The 16,768-nt window shown below is 67.0% G+C and carries 14 protein-coding genes; 11 read left to right on the top strand and 3 right to left on the bottom strand.

Annotated elements, in window-relative coordinates:
* Positions 1–187: 187 nt before the first annotated feature.
* Complete coding sequence (locus ASF34_RS23815; RefSeq protein WP_081612701.1) at positions 188–574, bottom strand: transposase; 387 nt, start codon at positions 572–574, stop codon at positions 188–190.
* Between the two features lie 251 nt (positions 575–825).
* Between ASF34_RS23815 and ASF34_RS20830 the strand changes: the two genes are divergently transcribed.
* The 6 genes from ASF34_RS20830 to ASF34_RS20805 are packed head-to-tail and all read left to right on the top strand — an operon-like array spanning position 826 to position 7,194.
* Complete coding sequence (locus tag ASF34_RS20830) at positions 826–2,052, top strand: transporter substrate-binding protein (protein ID WP_056164217.1); 1,227 nt, start codon at positions 826–828, stop codon at positions 2,050–2,052.
* 19 nt (positions 2,053–2,071) lie between these two features.
* Positions 2,072–3,676 carry an urea ABC transporter permease subunit UrtB gene (urtB, locus tag ASF34_RS20825; RefSeq protein ID WP_244479064.1) on the top strand — a complete coding sequence of 535 codons (1,605 nt, stop codon included), beginning with the start codon at positions 2,072–2,074 and terminating at the stop codon, positions 3,674–3,676.
* On the top strand, positions 3,673–4,785 hold the full coding sequence (urtC, locus tag ASF34_RS20820; protein ID WP_056164212.1) for an urea ABC transporter permease subunit UrtC: 1,113 nt from the start codon (positions 3,673–3,675) through the stop codon (positions 4,783–4,785). The genes urtB and urtC overlap by 4 nt, the downstream gene beginning before the upstream one ends.
* A complete protein-coding gene (locus ASF34_RS20815) occupies positions 4,782–5,492 on the top strand; it encodes an ABC transporter ATP-binding protein (protein WP_056164209.1) in 711 nt (236 codons plus the stop codon). The genes urtC and ASF34_RS20815 overlap by 4 nt, the downstream gene beginning before the upstream one ends.
* Entirely contained in the window at positions 5,489–6,217 is a 729-nt protein-coding gene (locus ASF34_RS20810) for an ATP-binding cassette domain-containing protein (RefSeq protein ID WP_056164206.1), read from the top strand. The genes ASF34_RS20815 and ASF34_RS20810 overlap by 4 nt, the downstream gene beginning before the upstream one ends.
* Positions 6,218–6,243: 26 nt before the next feature.
* Positions 6,244–7,194: an acetamidase/formamidase family protein gene (locus tag ASF34_RS20805; protein WP_056164203.1), complete on the top strand. Its 951-nt coding sequence runs from the start codon at positions 6,244–6,246 to the stop codon at positions 7,192–7,194.
* A 95-nt stretch (positions 7,195–7,289) separates the two neighbouring features.
* On the opposite strand, the gene ybaL is transcribed toward ASF34_RS20805, so the two are convergent.
* Positions 7,290–9,116 (bottom strand): YbaL family putative K(+) efflux transporter, encoded by a 1,827-nt coding sequence (gene ybaL, locus ASF34_RS20800; RefSeq protein WP_056164200.1) that lies wholly within the window; start codon positions 9,114–9,116, stop codon positions 7,290–7,292.
* 291 nt (positions 9,117–9,407) lie between these two features.
* On the opposite strand from ybaL, the gene ASF34_RS20795 reads away from it, so the two are divergent.
* The gene (locus tag ASF34_RS20795; protein ID WP_056164196.1) at positions 9,408–10,580 is read left to right on the top strand and encodes a YihY/virulence factor BrkB family protein; all 1,173 of its coding nucleotides are present in this window, start codon (positions 9,408–9,410) and stop codon (positions 10,578–10,580) included.
* A 29-nt stretch (positions 10,581–10,609) separates the two neighbouring features.
* On the opposite strand, the gene ASF34_RS20790 is transcribed toward ASF34_RS20795, so the two are convergent.
* Positions 10,610–11,800 (bottom strand): PQQ-dependent sugar dehydrogenase, encoded by a 1,191-nt coding sequence (locus tag ASF34_RS20790; protein ID WP_056164193.1) that lies wholly within the window; start codon positions 11,798–11,800, stop codon positions 10,610–10,612.
* A gap of 128 nt (positions 11,801–11,928) precedes the next feature.
* Between ASF34_RS20790 and ASF34_RS20785 the strand changes: the two genes are divergently transcribed.
* The 4 genes from ASF34_RS20785 (at position 11,929) to ASF34_RS20770 (ending at position 16,690) form a co-directional block, all read left to right on the top strand.
* Positions 11,929–12,243, top strand: coding sequence for a nucleotidyltransferase family protein (locus ASF34_RS20785; RefSeq protein WP_238253842.1), 315 nt, complete (start codon positions 11,929–11,931; stop codon positions 12,241–12,243).
* A complete protein-coding gene (locus ASF34_RS20780; RefSeq protein WP_056164190.1) occupies positions 12,233–12,583 on the top strand; it encodes a HepT-like ribonuclease domain-containing protein in 351 nt (116 codons plus the stop codon). Before ASF34_RS20785 ends, ASF34_RS20780 begins: the two co-directional genes overlap by 11 nt.
* 46 nt (positions 12,584–12,629) lie before the next feature.
* Positions 12,630–15,692, top strand: a complete 3,063-nt coding sequence (polA, locus tag ASF34_RS20775; protein WP_056164188.1) for a DNA polymerase I — start codon at positions 12,630–12,632, stop codon at positions 15,690–15,692.
* A 275-nt stretch (positions 15,693–15,967) separates the two neighbouring features.
* Positions 15,968–16,690, top strand: a complete 723-nt coding sequence (locus tag ASF34_RS20770; RefSeq protein ID WP_056164184.1) for a DUF4142 domain-containing protein — start codon at positions 15,968–15,970, stop codon at positions 16,688–16,690.
* Positions 16,691–16,768: the final 78 nt, after the last annotated feature.

The following is a 16,768-nucleotide window of genomic DNA, read 5'->3' as shown; positions in this document are numbered from 1 at the left end:
TCGTACGTCTGCCCAAGCTTCTGGCCCAGTCGGCGGGATGAGGGGTAGGCCCAGGGCCGGGACCCACTTCCGGAAACGGAGGTGCCGCCGAAGGTGACCGACCGAACCGCCTCGAAAGCGCCGGTCCCCGCCACAACAGCCAACATCATCCATTCAGAGAGCAAGACCAGACTTGTTCAGCGGCCTGCTAGGTGGCACCTCTCACGAAAGCGTATCGCCCGACGGACGCAGCGCCACCGCGATAGCGGACACTTTCGACGTTAGCCGAGGGCATATCGGAGCAACGGTGCCCCGTCAGGACAGGATCCACTTTGCAGTCGGGATAGCGAGGGGAGAGGGCTAGCAGGGATTGCTTCAGGCGAACCACCTCGGCCCTCAGCGCGACGTTCTCGCGTTCGACCTGCCCAAGACGGGCGACGCCTGCTGGTGGAAGACCACCGAGGCGCCGACGCCAGCGGTAGAACGTCCCTACCGAGATGTGCGCCGCATCGCAGATCGCGGCGACGGAAATGCCATTTTCAGCTTCCTTGAGCAGGAAAGCGACTTCCTGATCGGTGTGTCGGCTTCGACGCATGTGCGGGCCTCCGCGATCCGAGATAGCGTTTCAGGACCCGCAAGAAACGCACCCATAAGCAGGCGGTATGAAAGGGCGGGGACCGTGGGGTTATTTGTGAATTTTGACGTTTTGCTCGCCATCGCGCCTGCGCCTTAGGCTGTCCGATGAGGTTTTGCGCATGCCGGTGGGCATGTGCAGCCCATTTGACCTTCCCCCAGACCATTGAGAATCCGACACTTCGCCTCGTGTCAGGGGAAGGTGCAAAGCCCATGGTCGATGTCACGAGGCGTCATTTCATCGGGACCGCAGCGGCGCTCGCCGCTCCCGCGATCATCCGTCCGGCTTGGGCCGCCGACACGGTCAAGCTCGGATGCCTGTTTTCTTCATCGGGCACGATGGCCAATATCGAAGGGCGTCTGAACCACGTGGTGCGCATGGCCGCGGACGGGATCAACGCGAAGGGTGGCGTCAATGGGCGCCGGATCGAGGTGGTGACCTCGGACCCGGCTTCGGATTGGCCGCTCTACGCTCAGATCGGCCGGCAGATGCTGCAGCAGGAGAAGGTCGCCGCCCTGTTCGGCTGCTGGACCTCGGTTTCGCGCAAGTCGGTTCTGCCGGTGGTGGAGCAGAATGATGGGTTGCTGTTCTATCCTCTTCACTTCGAAGGCGACGAGAATTCAAAGAACGTCGTCTATGTAAATTCACCGCCGGCGAGCTCGGTTCTGCCTGCCGTGGATTACCTGATGGGCGCGGAGGGCGTCGGGGCCAAGCGCTTCTTCATGATCGGCTCAGACTACGTCTGGCCGCGCACGATCAACAAGCAGCTGAAGGCCTATTGGGCGTCGAAGGGCGTCGCGGCGACCGCCTGGCGCGAGGAATACGTGCCGCTGGGCTTCTCCAATTTCCAGACCCTGGTGAATCAGATCCGCAGTTTCGCCGCCGAGCCGGGCGGGCAGCCGATCGTCGTGCTGACGGTGGTAGGCTCCTCGATCCCGGACTTCTTGCGCGAGTTCGCCAACCAGGGCATCCGCGCCACCGACGTGCCGATCCTCGGCCTCGACATGGTGGAGGCCGATCTCGAGGGGCTGGATACCGCGCCCCTGGTTGGCCACCTAAATTGCTGGGCCTATCTCCAGGCCGCGAAAGCCGACGCCAATATCCGGTTCCTTGGGGACTGGGCCGCCTACGTGAAGGCCAAGTCCGTCCCCTTCAGCGCCGACACCGTCATCGATCCGATGGTTTCTGCCTATGACAGCGTCCAGCTCTGGGCACTGGCAGCGGCGAAGGCGGGAAGCTTCGACGTGCCCGAGGTGCGCAAGGCTTTCGCGGGCCTGAGCTTCGCCGATCCCTCCGGCTACACTCTGACGATGACGGGGGAGAACAACTACGTCTCCCGCGGCGTCTTCATCGGTTCGGTCAACGAGAAGCAAGGGTTCGACATCCTCTGGCAATCGCCCGATGCCCCCAAGCCCGTGCCGTTCAGCCCTTATGGTTGAGGGCGTGAGGTTTTGGGTATTGGGTGCCTTCCTGCTCGTTGCCGGCTTGATGCAGCCGGCGAGCGGAGCGACGCCCGGCCTCGACCGCACGGGTTTCGCGGCCGGCCTGTGCGGTGACGGGGCTGCACAAAGCAGGGGCCTGGATGCGCTGATCCGGTCGAGCGGCGAGGCAGCGGTCGAGGATCTTGCTGCTGCGGGCATTCTCTTGCGCGGCTTGCTGGAGAGACGGCTCGTCTGCCTCGGCGACACGGCTGTCCTGCTCGAGAAGCCCGGGGCACCGGACGGGCGCGAGGTGGCGAGCGGCGCCGTTCGTTCCGCTGACGGCGGACGTTCGCCGGTGCTCGGCCTGCGCCAGCGCGCCCTCACCGAGACCGCCCTCGGCATCGCGACGCTGATTGCGGGCGAGACGGTGGAGCTTCGGTCGAGGGGATTGGCCGCCGTCGAGCGGCGCATGGCAGGCGTGCCGGCTTCAATGCTGGAACGGGCACAGGAGAACGAACACGATTTTGGATTGAAAGCGGCGATCGGCGTGGCGGCACAGGGAGCGGCCCTGTCCTCGTCCGATCCGACGCGTCGCCTTGAGGCGATCAGTGCCGTAGCCGACGCGCCGTCGGGCGCCGCCTTCTCGCGGCTCTCCGCCCTGAAGACCGATCCGGCCTATAGCGCCGATCCCGTATTCCGCACGGCCTTGGATGCCGGGATCGCCCGGGTCGAACGGGCGGTGTGGATCGGCAACGGTCTCGCGCTGCTCTACAACGGCCTGAGCTTTGCCAGCATCCTGTTCATGGCCGCAGCCGGGCTGGCGATCATCTTCGGGCTGATGGGGGTGATCAACCTCGCCCAGGGCGAGTTCATCATGGTCGGCGCCTATGCGGCCTACGGCGTCCAAGAGACGTTCCGCCGGTTCGCTCCGGGCTTTCTCGACCTCTACCTCGTCGCGGCGATCCCCGTGGCCTTCCTCGCCGCCGCGCTGGTGGGAATCCTCATCGAGGCGCTGATCCTGCGCCACCTCTATCGCCGACCGCTCATGAGCCTGCTCGCCACCTGGGCGGTCAGCTTGTTCCTGATCAACCTCGTCCGCGTGGTCTTCGGATCGCAGAACCTCCAGTTCGGCATGCCGTCCTACGTAAGCGGCGGGGTGCCGCTCTATGCCGATTTCATCGTCACCTGGAACCGACTCTTCGCCATCGCCTTCGCCGCCGCCACACTGGTGCTGACACTCCTGATCCTCAGGCGCACGCCGCTCGGCCTCGACATCCGGGCGGTGACGCAGAATCGCGACATGGCTGCCTGCCTCGGCATCAGGACCCGACGGGTCGACCGCCTCGCCTTCGGCTTCGGCTCGGGACTGGCCGGGCTTGCCGGGGTGGCCCTGTGCCCGATCTACAGCGTCAATCCGGGCATGGGCGCGACCTTCATCGTCGACAGCTTCATGGTGGTCGTGCTCGGCGGCGTCGGCACGGTCGTCGGCACCCTCGTGGCGGCGCTCGGCATCGGCGGCGCCAACGTGCTGATCGAGCCGTTCTACGGCGCGGTCGCCGCCAAGGTGATCGTGCTCGCGGGCATCATCCTGTTCCTCCAGCGCCGGCCCGAGGGGCTGTTCGCCGTAAGGCGGCGGCGATGAGCGGTGCCGTGGAGACCTTGCCCGTGACGGCGTCCCGTCGCCTTTTCCCCGGCCTTGGCGGCGATCCGCTTTTGGCGGCAGTGATTGCCCTCATCCTGTCCGCCGCCCTCGTCATCGTCCTACTGCAGCCCGCCCCCTATCTCGTGAACATGGTCGGGCAGCTCGCGGCCTTCGCGATCCTCGCCGTCTCGCTCGATCTGGTCTGGGGCTATCTCGGCATCCTCAGCCTGGGGCACGGCCTGTTCTTCGCCATCGGCGGCTATGTCTGCGCCATGCACCTGCTCTCCCACGCCTATGCCGTCACCGGCATGGCGCCGGACCTGATGCAGTTCATGGGCTGGAAGACCCTGCCGCTGTACTGGTCCGGTCTGGCGAGCGCGCCCTATGCCCTTGTCGTGGCCCTGGTCCTGTCGGCCGCCATCGCTTTCCTGTTCGGCTATGCCTCGTTCCGCTCACGGGTGAACGGCGTCTACTTCTCGATCATCAGTCAGGCCCTGGTCTATGTCGCCATGCTGCTGATGTTCCGCAACGATACCGGTCTCGGCGGGAATAACGGCATGACCGGATTCCCCCTCCTGTTCGGCCATCCCATCGGCGCGCCCGGCATGGTCACGGGTCTGGCCGTGGCGACGCTTCTGGCCCTGGCCCTGATCCTCGTGGGCACGCGTGCCCTGGTGGTCGGCCGTATCGGCCGGCGCATGCTGGCCTGCCGCGACGACGAGGCCCGCCTGCGCACCCTCGGCTACAGCACGACGCGGCTCAAGCTCGGAATCTGGTGCCTCTCCGCGACGATCGCGGCCTTGGCCGGCATCCTCTACGTGCCTCAGGTCGGCATCATCAATCCGAGGGTCCTGAGCCCCGACCTCTCCATCGAGATTGCGGTCTGGGTCGCCATCGGCGGGATGGGCCGGCTCGGCGGCGCGGTGATCGGCGCCGTGGCGGTCAACGCCCTCAAGTTCTGGCTGAGCGCCGCGATGCCGGAGGCCTGGCCCTTCATCCTGTCGGGGCTCGTCCTGGTGGTGGTGCTGGGGCTGCCGAACGGCCTCCTCGACCTCGCGACCCTGCGCCCGAAACCGACCTGGTTGCGGCGGGGCGGGGGGCTCGGATGAGCGCCCTGGTCATCGAGAACCTGAGCGTCGTGTTCGGGCGGTTCCGAGCCCTGGACGGCCTGTCCCTGGCCATCGATGCCGGCGAGGTCCGGGCCGTGATCGGTCCGAACGGCGCCGGCAAGACCACCCTTCTCGATGCCATCACGGGCATCGCCAAGCCTACGTCGGGCCGCATCCTCCTCGGCGACGACCTCGACTTGACCCGCCGCTCGGAGTCCGAGATTGCCCGTGTGGGCGTGCGTCGCAAGTTCCAGAAGCCCAGCGTCTTTCCCGCCCTCACCGTGAGCGAGAATCTGGAGATCGGCTGCGGCCTCGACTGCCCGACCACCGAGCGATCCGACCGCGTGGCGACCTCTCTCGCCGAGACCGCGTTGGAGGCGCGCGCCGACACGCTTGCGGGTTCCCTGGCGCATGGGGAGAAGCAATGGCTCGAAATCGGCATGGTGCTCGCCTCCCGGCCGAGGCTGATCCTCCTCGACGAACCCGTAGCGGGATTGTCGGATGCCGAGACCGTGCGGACTGCCGACCTGATCCAATCGCTGCGCCGCCCCGACCGGGCAATCCTGGTGATCGAACACGACATGGCCTTCGTGGAGGCGATCGCCGACCGGGTCACCGTGCTGCACGAAGGCCGCACCCTGTTCGAGGGTGGGATGGCTGGAGCGCGTGCGGATACGCGAGTCATCGAGGTGTTTCTCGGCCGATGAGCGATGTCTCCCACTCCCTCCCACCGGCCCCGGTGGGCCTGACCGTGACCGACCTCGACCAGCATTACAGCAGTGCGCAAGTGCTGCGGAACGTGGACTTCTGCATCGAGCCCGGCTCCTGCGTGGGGTTGCTCGGGCGTAACGGCGCTGGCAAGACCACGCTACTGCGCTGTCTCGCCGGACTGATCCCTATAAGCCGCGGACGCATCATTCTCGGCGAGACCGATATCACCGACCTGTCGCCAGACCGGCGAGCTCGAGCGGGCCTCGCGATCGTGCCCCAGGGGCGCGAGATCTTCGCAGACCTCACCGTGGGAGAGAACCTGCGTGTCGCCGCCCGGGCGCACGACTTGGACCGCACGAACGCCGTGGACGAGGCCGTCGCTCTGTTCCCGGCCCTGCGCGGCCTGTGGAACCGGCCTGGCGGCAACCTCTCGGGCGGACAGCAGCAGCAACTCGCCATCGCCCGCGCGCTCAGCACCCGTCCCCGACTCATCCTCCTCGACGAGCCGACGGAGGGCATCCAGCCCTCCATCGTCTCCGCAATCGAATCCGTGATCGAAGGGCTCAAGGGCCGGATCACCGTGCTCCTCGTGGAGCAATATCTCGAATTCGCGGTCCGCCTCTCCGATTCCTTCGTCGTGCTCTCACGCGGCGGCGTGGTCGAACGGGGCACGCGGGAGAGCTTGGACCACGCCGCCCTCGCCCGGCACATCGCCGTCTGACCATCAGATCTCCGAAAGGCTCCCTCATGCCGACGCATCACGAGATTCCCGCGACACCCGACACGATGGTGCTCGGCTACTTCGACGCCGCTCTGCCGCCGGTCCTGGAGATCGAGTCCGGCGATACCGTCACGCTCCACTCGTTTCCGGCCGGCGGCAAGGAATCGCTCCATCCCGATCCGGCCAGGGTGCCGGCCGATTATCTCGCGGCCCTCGACACGCTGGCCTCCGGCCCCGGACCGCATTTCGTGACCGGACCGGTCCATGTCCGCGGGGCCGAACCCGGCGACGTGCTCCAGGTCGACATCCTCGACCTGAAATTCCGCATGGATTGGGGCTTCGTGGCGATCCTGCCTCTGCTCGGCACCCTGCCGGACGAGTTCACCGACTACGAGACGATCCATCCCGACATCGACGTCGCCCGCGGCGTCGCGATCCTGCCCTGGGGCGCCGAGCTGCCCCTCGATCCGTTCTTCGGGATCATGGGCACGGCGCCTCCCGCTGCCTGGGGGAGGGTCGGCTCTCCGGTCCCCCGCGCCTTCGGCGGAAACATGGACAACAAGGAGCTCAAGGTCGGCACGTCGCTCTATCTGCCCGTCTTCAACTCCGGCGCCGGATTCTATGCCGGTGACGGCCACGGCGTGCAGGGCGACGGCGAGGTCTGCATCACCGCCCTCGAGACGGGGCTTTCGGGCACCTTCCGGCTCACCGTGCGCAAGGATCTCGGCTATGGGTGGCCCTTCGCCGAGACGCCCACCGATCTCATGACGATCGGCCTGCATGAGAGCCTCGACGAGGCCATGCGCCAGGCGGTGCGCGAGATGGTCCGTCACGTCTGCGCACGCAGCGGACTGACCCGCAATCAGGCCTACATGCTGTGCTCGTTGGCCGGCAATCTGCGCATCACGCAGACGGTCGACGGCAACAAGGGCGTCCACATGCTGCTGCCGAAAAGCGCCTTGTCCGCGCCGGGCTGAGCCGCGGATGAGCGCGCCCCTCGAGGTCGGTTCACCGGTCGGGATGTCGCCGCCGGCGCGCTCCCGTCGCAGAGCCGACGGGAGGAGCCGCGCGCCTACCCCTTCCCCTCCACCACGTCCGTTTTGTGCGGGCGCAGTTCCGGCGCGCCCTGGTCGATTTCGGCCTCCACGGGGGCCGAGCGGCTTTCCACGCGGGTGCTGTCGACGAAGATGCGCGCTTCGCCCTCCTTCAGCCCGAGGCTGCGCAGGGCGTAGAGCGTCATCCCGTAGGCGAGTTCGCGCTCGGCCATGAGGACGAGGCCGACGCGCTGCTCCTCGAAATAGTGGCGCTCGCCATCGTTGTGGGTGCGCACCAGCGTGTCGATGCCGGGATTGGCCTCGCGGGCGAGTTCGACGAGGCGCCGCGCCGTATGCGGTTCGGGCGACGCGATCACGATGAGCTTCGCCTGTCCGATATCGGCGGCTTCGAGGATGCCGGGCGCGGTGGCGTCCCCGAACACCGCCTCGACGCCGTCCTTGCGCAGGTCGAGGACGCGGCGGCGGTCGCGGTCGATCACGAGGTAGGGCATGTCCCAGGTGGCGAAGGCGTTGGCGATGGTGCTGCCGACACGGCCGTAGCCGATGACGATGGCGTGGCCGCGATGGGGTTTGGCCTCCTCGGTGACGGCCATCGCCGCAGCACCTCGCCGCTCGAACCGTGCGGCGAGATCCGGCCGCTCGGCGAAGAGGCGCGTCGCCCGGTCGGCCAGCACGAAGAACAGCGGGTTGAGGGTGATGGAGAGGATGGCGCCGCCGAGGATGAGATCGCGCCCCTCGGTGGGGAGCAGCTTCAGCGAGAGCCCGAGGCTGACGAGGATGAACGAGAACTCGCCGATCTGCGCCAGACTTGCCGCGATGGTGAGGGCCGTGCCGATGGGATGCTTGAAGGCCAGCACGATGGCCACGGCGGCAAGCGATTTGCCGAGGAGGATGATGCCGAGGACGGCGAGGACCGAGAGCGGTTCGCGCAGGAGGATGCCGGGGTCGAACAGCATGCCCACGGAGACGAAGAACAGAACCGCGAAGGCATCCTGCAGCGGCAGGGAATCGGCGGCCGCCTGATGGCTCAGGTCGGATTCGGCCAGCACCATGCCGGCGAAGAAGGCGCCCAGCGCGAAGGAGACCCCGAAGAGCTCGGCCGATCCGAAGGCGATGCCCAGCGCCAAGGCGAGGACCGCCAGGGTGAAGAGCTCACGCGAGCCGGTGCGGGCCGCCTGATCGAGGAGCCAGGGCACCACGCGGCGCCCGCCCACCAGCATCACCAGGGCGAACACCGCGACCTTGGCCAGCGTCAGCGCCAGGGTGAGCCAGATGTTGCCGTCCCCTACATGGTGGGCCGCGCCGTCGCCGGTTCCCCCAAGGGACGGCGCCAGGGCGGGGAGCAGGACCAGGGCGAGGACCATGGCGAGATCCTCGACGATGAGCCACCCCACCGCGATGCGGCCCTTGTCGCTGTCGAGGAGCCGGCGCTCCTCCAGAGCCCGCAGCAGCACCACCGTGCTCGCCACCGACAAGGCGAGGCCGAAGACGAGGCCGGCACCGATGCCCCAGCCCCAGAGATGCGCCAGCAGGCCGCCCATGGCGGTGGCGGCCACGATCTGCACGATGGCCCCCGGCAGGGCGATGGTGCGCACCGCCATCAGGTCCTTGATCGAGAAGTGCAGGCCAACCCCGAACATCAGCAGGATCACGCCGATCTCGGCGAGCTGGCTCGCGAGCTGGCTGTTGCCGACGAAGCCGGGCGTGTACGGCCCCACGAGCACGCCGGCGAGGAGATAACCGACCAGGGGAGGCAGCCGCAGGCGTTGGGCCAGCATCCCGCAGGCGAAGGCCAACACGAGACCGAGGGCGATGATGGCAATCAGCTCTGTCGCGTGCGGCACGGGGCGGTTGTGTCCTCGTTTGGGAAATTTCGCGAAAACGGTGAGGGCAACGGCGGCCGAGGGCAAGCGCCGAATGGCGGCTCGTAACCGCAGACGGGTTGACAGTCCGTGCCTGGGAGCACGCACCGTGCCGAACGGCGCCCCGGCGGTTCCCCCGCGGTCTTCTCTGTACACTGCAAGACCGTTCTATGCCCTGACGGACCGTCGGGGGCGCTGCATGAAACCCTCCGCCTGCCGGAAGGTTGTCGAAGCGAATTGTATTCACTTTCCGCTCCACAGGACGAACCGCCGATGGCCGAACCACATCACGAACCGGCGGGAGCGGCGGGCTCTGCACAAGCGGGCTCCACCCTATGGACGCTGGGGCTCGTGACCGCGCTCGTCGGTCTCGTCGTCCTGCCGAGGAAGGGCACACGGCCATCCTCGTCCGGGTCATTGTCGGACCCGTCTCCATCCGCCCCGCGCACGAGCGAGCCCTCCCCCTCCCATGAGGGGAGGGACGCCAAGCACGTCGCCAGGACCGAGACCGAACGGGGGCGGCAGGCATCCAAGCCCTCGGAAATCCCGGCCAAGGGCTGGAAGGATATCGGCCTGCGGGTCTTCCACGATGTCGGCGAGAACAACCTCGTCTCCGTGGCCGCCGGTGTGACCTTCTACGTTCTGCTAGCGATCTTCCCGGCCATTGCGGCCCTGGTCGCCTGCTACGGGCTGGTGGCGGATGTCGCGACCATCAACGACCACCTCCAGAACCTCCAGGGCGTCATCCCGTCCGGTGCTCTCGACATCGTCGGCGAACAGGTGAAGCGCATTGCGGAGAAGGGTGACACCACCCTAGGCCTGACGTTCTTCACCGGTCTGGCCTTGTCGATCTGGAGCGCCAATGGCGGGATGAAGGCGGTCTTCCAGGCCCTCAACATCGTCTACGAGGAGCGCGAGACCCGGAATTTCTTCTGGCTCAACCTGCGCTCCCTCGCCTTCACCGGGGGTGCCCTGCTCTTCATCGTCCTGGCGCTGGTGGGCATTGTCGTGGTGCCGGCGGTGATCAACGTCGTCGGCCTTAGCGCGGAGGCCTGGTACATCTCGCTCCTGCGCTGGCCGGTGCTGTTGCTCGCCGTGCTCGCCGGTCTCGCCCTGCTCTACCGCTACGGTCCGAGCCGGGATGCGCCGCGCTGGCGCTGGGTCACCTGGGGCAGCGCCATCGCCGGCGTGCTCTGGCTCGTAGGCTCGCTGGGCTTCTCCTGGTACGTCTCCAATTTCGGCAAGTACAACGAGACCTATGGCTCCCTCGGTGCCGTCGTCGGCTTCATGACCTGGATCTGGATCTCGACCACGATCGTGCTGCTCGGCGCCGAGATCAACGCCGAGATGGAGCACCAGACCGAGATCGACACCACAGTGGGACGGGAACAGCCGCTCGGCACCCGCGACGCCCGCATGGCCGACACGGTGGGCGCCGCGCGCTGAGCGGCGCCCACCGTGTCTCCTCGCCCGGATCAGCCCTTGTAGCTGATCCGGTAGACGATCCCGTGCTGGTCGTCGCCAAGGAAAAGGCTTCCATCCTTGGCTACCGCCAGACCGAACGGCCGGGCGAAGCGCGACCAGCCGCTCGGGCCGCCCTCGGTGAGGAAGCCCGACACGAACGGGGTGATCGACGTCGGACGCCCCTTCTCGAAATGCACGCGCAGAACCTCGTAGCCGCTCGGCGGCTTGCGGTTCCAAGAGCCGTGCATGGTGACGAAGGCGTCGCCCTTGTATTCGGCCGGGAACTGCGCGCCGTCGTAGAAGGCGAACTGCATCGAGGAGGCGTGCGCCGTCCAGGTGAGCACCGGCCGTTCGCTGTCCTTGTCCCACTGCTCCAGGGAGCTTTTGGGGACCTCGCGATAGAGGTTCTTGATGCCGGCGCCGAAGATGTAGGGCCAGCCGTATTTCTTGCCCGGCTCGATCCGGTTCAGCTCCTCCGGTGTTGCGTCGTCGCCGAGCCAGTCGACGCCGTCGTCCCAGCCGTAGAGGGCCTTCGTCCCGGGCTCCCAGGCAAAACCGATGGTGTTGCGAAGTCCCGAGGCGACGATTTCCCGGCCCGACCCGTCCGGCTTCATCCGCACCATGGTGGCGTTCTCGGGGTTGCGCTCCTCGCATTCGTTGCAGGTGGAACCGAGGCTGGCATAGAGCCAGCCGTCCGGCCCGAAGCCGATGGTGCGGTTCGGGTGCTGGCCGGCATCGGGCAAGTCGGAGACGAGCCTCGTCTCGGGGCCGAGACTGCCATCGGCCTTCATCGGCGCAGAAAAGATCTCCTTCACCGTCACGTAGAACAGGGTGCCGTCATGGATGGCGAGGCCGTGCACGTCCGGCTTCTTCAGGACGACCTGCCGCTTTGACGCGTCTGCCGCATCGATCCGGGTGACCGTGCCGGCATCGCGGTCGCTGACGTAGAGCGCCCCGTCGGGGGACACGACGATGACACGCGGCGCGCCGAGATCGCGGGCGAAGGCCTCGATTCTGAACCCTGCGGGGAGCTTTAGGGCGGCGATCCGCTCCGGTGTCGCCTCGAGTGGCGCGGCCTTGACCACATGGGCTTCGATCGTCGCGGTGCCGGGGTTCTGGAGCGCCTGGGCAAAGACCGGGAGCGGGGCGGCGGAGAGGGCGAGGGTCAGGGCGAGATGCGCCGGGCGGCGGATCTGAATCATGTGGGACACTATCCGGGGCTAGGAGGGATGCATCGGGAACGCGGACCCGGAATCGGCTGTTCCGGAACGCGACACTTGCACTCGTTCTCTCGCGCGACCGCTCGCAGCCTCTTCAGCAAAGCCCGGTCTTGCGCTATCGTCGCCGCATGGATTCTAGGACGGCCATCGATATCCTTCGTGCACATGAAGGCGAGTTGCAGCGGCGCGGCGTTCGTCACGCCGCTCTATTCGGCTCTGTCGCGCGCGGCGAGAGCCATGCCGGAAGCGATATCGATGTGATGATCGAAATCGACGAGACGACGATCCGCAGCGTTTACGATTATGTCGGCGTGATCGACTTCATCGGCGAGCTTTTCCCGATCTCCGTCGACGTGTCCAACAAGGACATGCTCAAGCCGCATGTTCGCCCTGCGGCGGAACGCGACGCCATCCATGCTTTCTGAGCGCGGCCGACGCGCGCTTCTCGGGATCGTGGAGAACATCGAGGCGGCACAGGATTTCGTCGTCGGATTACGCCTCGATGAGTTTTCGACCGACCGGCGTAATCTTTATGCCGTCACGCGCTGTCTGGAGATCGTCTCCGAGGCAAGCCGCCGCGTCGGTGCGGGGACGCGAGAACGGCATCCGCACATCGCTTGGCGGCAGATCGCCAACGCAGGCAATGTTTATCGCCACGAATACGATATCGTATCGCCCGGCATGATCTGGCGGACCGTCCAGGAGGACCTTCCGGACCTCCTGATCGTCTGCAGGGCCGAGCTGACGCAATCGCCCGGCGGGTGATGACGGGTCCGGCGACCACCTTCCCTTTCTCCCACACGATTGCGCAATGACCAGCACGCCGACTTCTCCCTCCGCCCCCGTCGGCCCCGGCGATCAAATCATCCTGGTGGACGGGTCGTCCTTCATTTTCCGGGCCTATTTCCAGTCGATCAACCAGGACCAGAAGTACAACACCCGCCCCTCGGACGGCCTGCCCACGGGGGCGGTCCGGCTGTTCTGCACCAAGATCGCCCAGTTCGTTCAGGACGGGGCGGCGGGGATCAAGCCGACGCATCTGGCCATCGTGTTCGACAAGTCGGAGGGGTCGTTCCGCAAAGAGCTCTTCCCCGACTACAAGGGCCACCGCCCCGACGCGCCCGACGACCTCAAGCGCCAGATGCCGCTGATGCGCGAGGCGGTGCGCGCCTTCGGCCTCCAACCCATCGAGTTGGAGCGCTACGAGGCCGACGACCTCATCGCCACCTATTCGCGCCAGGCCGAAGCGCGGGGCGCCGGCGTCATCATCGTGTCCTCCGACAAGGACCTGATGCAGCTCGTCGGGCCGCTGGTGCGGTTCTACGATTTCGAATCCGGCGTGAAGGGCAAGCCCGGCCACCGGCCCGAGCGCAACCTCGACCTCGACGCCATCATCGCCAAGTGGGAAGGCCTGCAGCCGAACCAGATCGGCGATGCCCTGGCACTCATCGGCGACACGTCCGACAACGTGCCCGGCGTCCCCGGCATCGGCCTCAAGACGGCCGCCGCGCTCATCAAGGAATACGGCAGCCTCGACGCGCTGCTGGAACGGGCGGGCGAGATCAAGCAGCCCAAGCGCCGCGAGACGCTTCTGGCCAGTATCGACCAGGCGAAGCTCTCGCGCCGGCTGGTGGCGCTCGTCGAAGACGTGCCGCTCCCTGTTTCCCTCGACGACCTGCGCCTGCCGGCGCCCGACCCGCAAAAACTCGTCGGCTTCCTCAAGGCGATGGAATTCAACACCCTCACCCGCCGCATCGCCTCGATGCTGCATGTGGACCCGGAGACGGTGAAGCCCGACCCGGCCCTGCTGCCGGGGTCGGACGGAGCCGACGCCCCCCCGTTCGAGGCCGCGGCACAAGGCGGGGAGGTCGACCCCTTCGCCAATCTGAACCTGCCGGAGGGCGGGCCGAAGCCGCGCGGCCCTGCCGAGGCGACGCCCTCCTCCCTCGTCGCCACCCGTGCGGCGGAGGGGACGAACCCCATCGACACCACGGGTTACGAGACGATCACCAGCCTCGCTCAATTGGAGGCCTGGATCGCCGAGGCGCGCGAGGCCGGGGTGGTGGCGGTGGATACCGAGACCGACTCGCTCGACGCCAACAACGCCGCCCTCGTCGGCGTCTCCCTGGCGGTGGCGCCGGGGCGGGCGGCCTACATCCCCCTCGCCCATCTGGAGCCGGTGGCGGCGTCCGAGGCGAGCGACCTGTTCGGCGATGCCAAGGCGGCCACGGGGCAGTTCAGCCCGGTCACGGGCCAGATCCCGATCGATGCCGCCCTGACGGCCTTGAGGCCGCTCCTCGAGGATCCGGGCGTCCTGAAGGTCGGCCAGAACATCAAGTACGACTGGCTGGTGTTCCGACGCCAGAGCGTCGCCATCGAGATCGCCCCCTTCGACGACACGATGCTGATCTCCTACGTGCTCGATGCCGGCAAGGGCGGGCACGGCATGGACGAACTCGCCCGCCGCCATCTCGGCCACCAGCCAATCAGCTTCTCGGACGTGGCCGGCACCGGCAAGGGCAAGATCACCTTCGACAAAGTGCCGCTCGACAAGGCCACCGCCTACGCCGCCGAGGATGCGGACGTGACGCTGCGCCTGTGGCGGATGATGAAGCCGCGCCTCGTCGCCGAGCGCCGGGTGACGGTCTACGAGACCCTGGAGCGCCCCCTCATCCCGGTCATCGCCCGGATGGAAGCGGCGGGTATCCGCGTCGACCGCAACATGCTGAGCCGGCTCTCCGGCGATTTCTCGCAAATTCTTTTGCGATTAGAGCAGGAAATTCAAGACGATGCCCAGGAGACGTTCCAGGTCTCCTCGCCAAAACAGATTGGCGACATCCTGTTCGGCAAGATGGGCCTGCCCGGCGCCAAGAAGACGCCGTCCGGCCAGTGGGCCACGCCCGCCACCCTGCTGGAGGAACTGGCCCAGGCCGGCCACGAACTGCCGAAGAAGATTTTGGAATGGCGTCAGCTCGCCAAGCTGAAATCCACCTACACGGATTCGTTGCAGCAGCACGCCGACCGGGAGACCGACCGGGTCCACACCTCGTTCTCGCTCGCCGCCACTACCACCGGCCGGCTCTCCTCCTCCGAGCCGAACCTGCAGAACATCCCGATCCGCACCGAGGAGGGCCGGCGCATCCGCCGTGCCTTCGTGGCGCCGGAAGGCAGGAAGCTCATCTCGGCCGATTACAGCCAGATCGAGCTGCGCATCCTGGCTCACATCGCCGACATCCCGCAGCTGCGCCAAGCTTTCGAGGACGGCGTGGACATCCACGCGGCCACCGCCAGCGCCATGTTCGGCGTGCCCTTGAAGGACATGACCTCGGACCTGCGCCGGCGCGCCAAGACCATCAATTTCGGCATCATCTACGGCATCTCGGCTTTTGGGTTGGCCGACCGCCTCGGCATCGGCCGCGAGGAGGCCTCCGCCTTCATCAAGCAGTATTTCGAGCGCTTCCCCGGCATCCGCGCCTATATCGACGACACCAAGAAGCTCTGCCGGGATCTCGGCTACGTCACCACCCTGTTCGGCCGCGTCTGCCACTATCCGCAGATCCGCTCCAACAACCCGAACGAGCGGGCTAGCGTGGAGCGCCAAGCCATCAACGCCCCGATCCAGGGCTCGGCCGCCGACATCATCCGCCGGGCCATGACCCAGATGGAGGCAGCTTTGCGGGCGGAAAGGCTCAACGTGACCATGCTGCTGCAGGTGCACGACGAACTGGTGTTCGAGGCCCCCGAGGACGAGGTGGAGAAGGCCCTGCCGGTCATCCGCCGGGTGATGGTCGAAGCGCCCTCCCCGGCGCTGACCCTACGCGTGCCGCTGGTGGTGGAGGCGCAGGCGGCAGGGAACTGGGAGGAGGCGCATTGAGCGTCGTGCTGCTCTCTCACCTTATCCCAAGGCGGAGCCCTCCAGTTCGTGCGGTGGATTCTGGAGCCCTTCTTCCAGGCCGCTTCGAGGTGCCTCAGGATGAGGTGATGGGGTAGGAGGGCGAACGAGCGCCATGTCACAAATAGGTGAAGCATGCCGCATCGCACCACAGCCATGCCCTCCAAGCAGGAACCGCCACGTTAACGAAACGTTCATGCCGGACGAAACGTTCGTTCAACCAAACGCCGTAAAGGCGTGTGAGGACAACCTCCGCCATGATCAACAGCAAGCTTCTCGCCGCCCTCGGCTTCACCGTCGCGGCGATCACGACCCCGGCCCTCGCGCAGGAGCCCCTCGGCATCCGCGTCGCTCCCCAGTTCGACGCCAACGCTCCCGAGGCCCGCGACACCTCCTCGTTCCGCGCCGCCGCGCTGCGCTCGGATGCCGTGAGCATCGAGTCGAGCCGCATCGCCCTGGAGCGCTCGCGCAACCCGAACGTCCGCAACTACGCCAAGAACGTGCTGGTCGAGCGTGAGGCCACCACCAAGGCGCTGCTACCCGAGGGCACCTCGCTGACCGCCGGCGGCACCGTCGTCTCCGACAGCCAGCCCTTCGAGACCCGCTTCGACAATCCGGTCGGCGTCGTCCTCGCCCCGGTGACGATCTCGGCCACCATTGCCTCGCGGATCGTCGGCGGCGTTCTCGGCGGCGTCGGTATCATCGACAACACCCCCGGCGAGCCCGGCCGCCGCGTCGCCATCGGCCCTGACGGTCAGGCCCGGATCGACCGCCTGAAGAATGCCCGCACCGGCCGTGAGTTCGACCGCACCTTCGTGCAGCAGCAGGCCCGTTCGGATGCCCGCACCCTCGGCCTCTACGAGTCCTACTCGCGCAACGGCGACAACGCCCAGGGCCGCGAGTTTGCCAACCAGGCGCTCCCCTACATCGCCAACCAGCACGGCCACTCGGCGGTCCTGGCCAACCGCATCGGCGGGTGATCGACTAGCCTGACATGGAAAGGGCCGCCCGATGGGGCGGCCCTTTTCGTTTGGACCCAATCCACCCTCTCCCCTCTG

It is taken from the genome of Methylobacterium sp. Leaf106, assembly GCF_001422895.1.
Taxonomy (GTDB): domain Bacteria; phylum Pseudomonadota; class Alphaproteobacteria; order Rhizobiales; family Beijerinckiaceae; genus Methylobacterium; species Methylobacterium bullatum.
This window is presented reverse-complemented; position numbering and strand designations above follow the sequence as displayed.

What these genes read in the sequence shown, in the direction of transcription:
- polA (WP_056164188.1), top strand. Translation starts at nt 12,630, where the DNA reads ATGACCAGCACGCCGACTTCTCCCTCCGCCCCCGTCGGCCCCGGCGAT.
- ASF34_RS20790 (WP_056164193.1), bottom strand. Translation starts at nt 11,800, where the DNA reads ATGATTCAGATCCGCCGCCCGGCGCATCTCGCCCTGACCCTCGCCCTC.
- ASF34_RS20810 (WP_056164206.1), top strand. Translation starts at nt 5,489, where the DNA reads ATGAGCGATGTCTCCCACTCCCTCCCACCGGCCCCGGTGGGCCTGACC.
- ASF34_RS23815 (WP_081612701.1), bottom strand. Translation starts at nt 574, where the DNA reads ATGCGTCGAAGCCGACACACCGATCAGGAAGTCGCTTTCCTGCTCAAG.
- ASF34_RS20795 (WP_056164196.1), top strand. Translation starts at nt 9,408, where the DNA reads ATGGCCGAACCACATCACGAACCGGCGGGAGCGGCGGGCTCTGCACAA.
- urtC (WP_056164212.1), top strand. Translation starts at nt 3,673, where the DNA reads ATGAGCGGTGCCGTGGAGACCTTGCCCGTGACGGCGTCCCGTCGCCTT.
- ASF34_RS20805 (WP_056164203.1), top strand. Translation starts at nt 6,244, where the DNA reads ATGCCGACGCATCACGAGATTCCCGCGACACCCGACACGATGGTGCTC.
- ASF34_RS20815 (WP_056164209.1), top strand. Translation starts at nt 4,782, where the DNA reads ATGAGCGCCCTGGTCATCGAGAACCTGAGCGTCGTGTTCGGGCGGTTC.
- ASF34_RS20770 (WP_056164184.1), top strand. Translation starts at nt 15,968, where the DNA reads ATGATCAACAGCAAGCTTCTCGCCGCCCTCGGCTTCACCGTCGCGGCG.
- ASF34_RS20830 (WP_056164217.1), top strand. Translation starts at nt 826, where the DNA reads ATGGTCGATGTCACGAGGCGTCATTTCATCGGGACCGCAGCGGCGCTC.
- ASF34_RS20780 (WP_056164190.1), top strand. Translation starts at nt 12,233, where the DNA reads ATGCTTTCTGAGCGCGGCCGACGCGCGCTTCTCGGGATCGTGGAGAAC.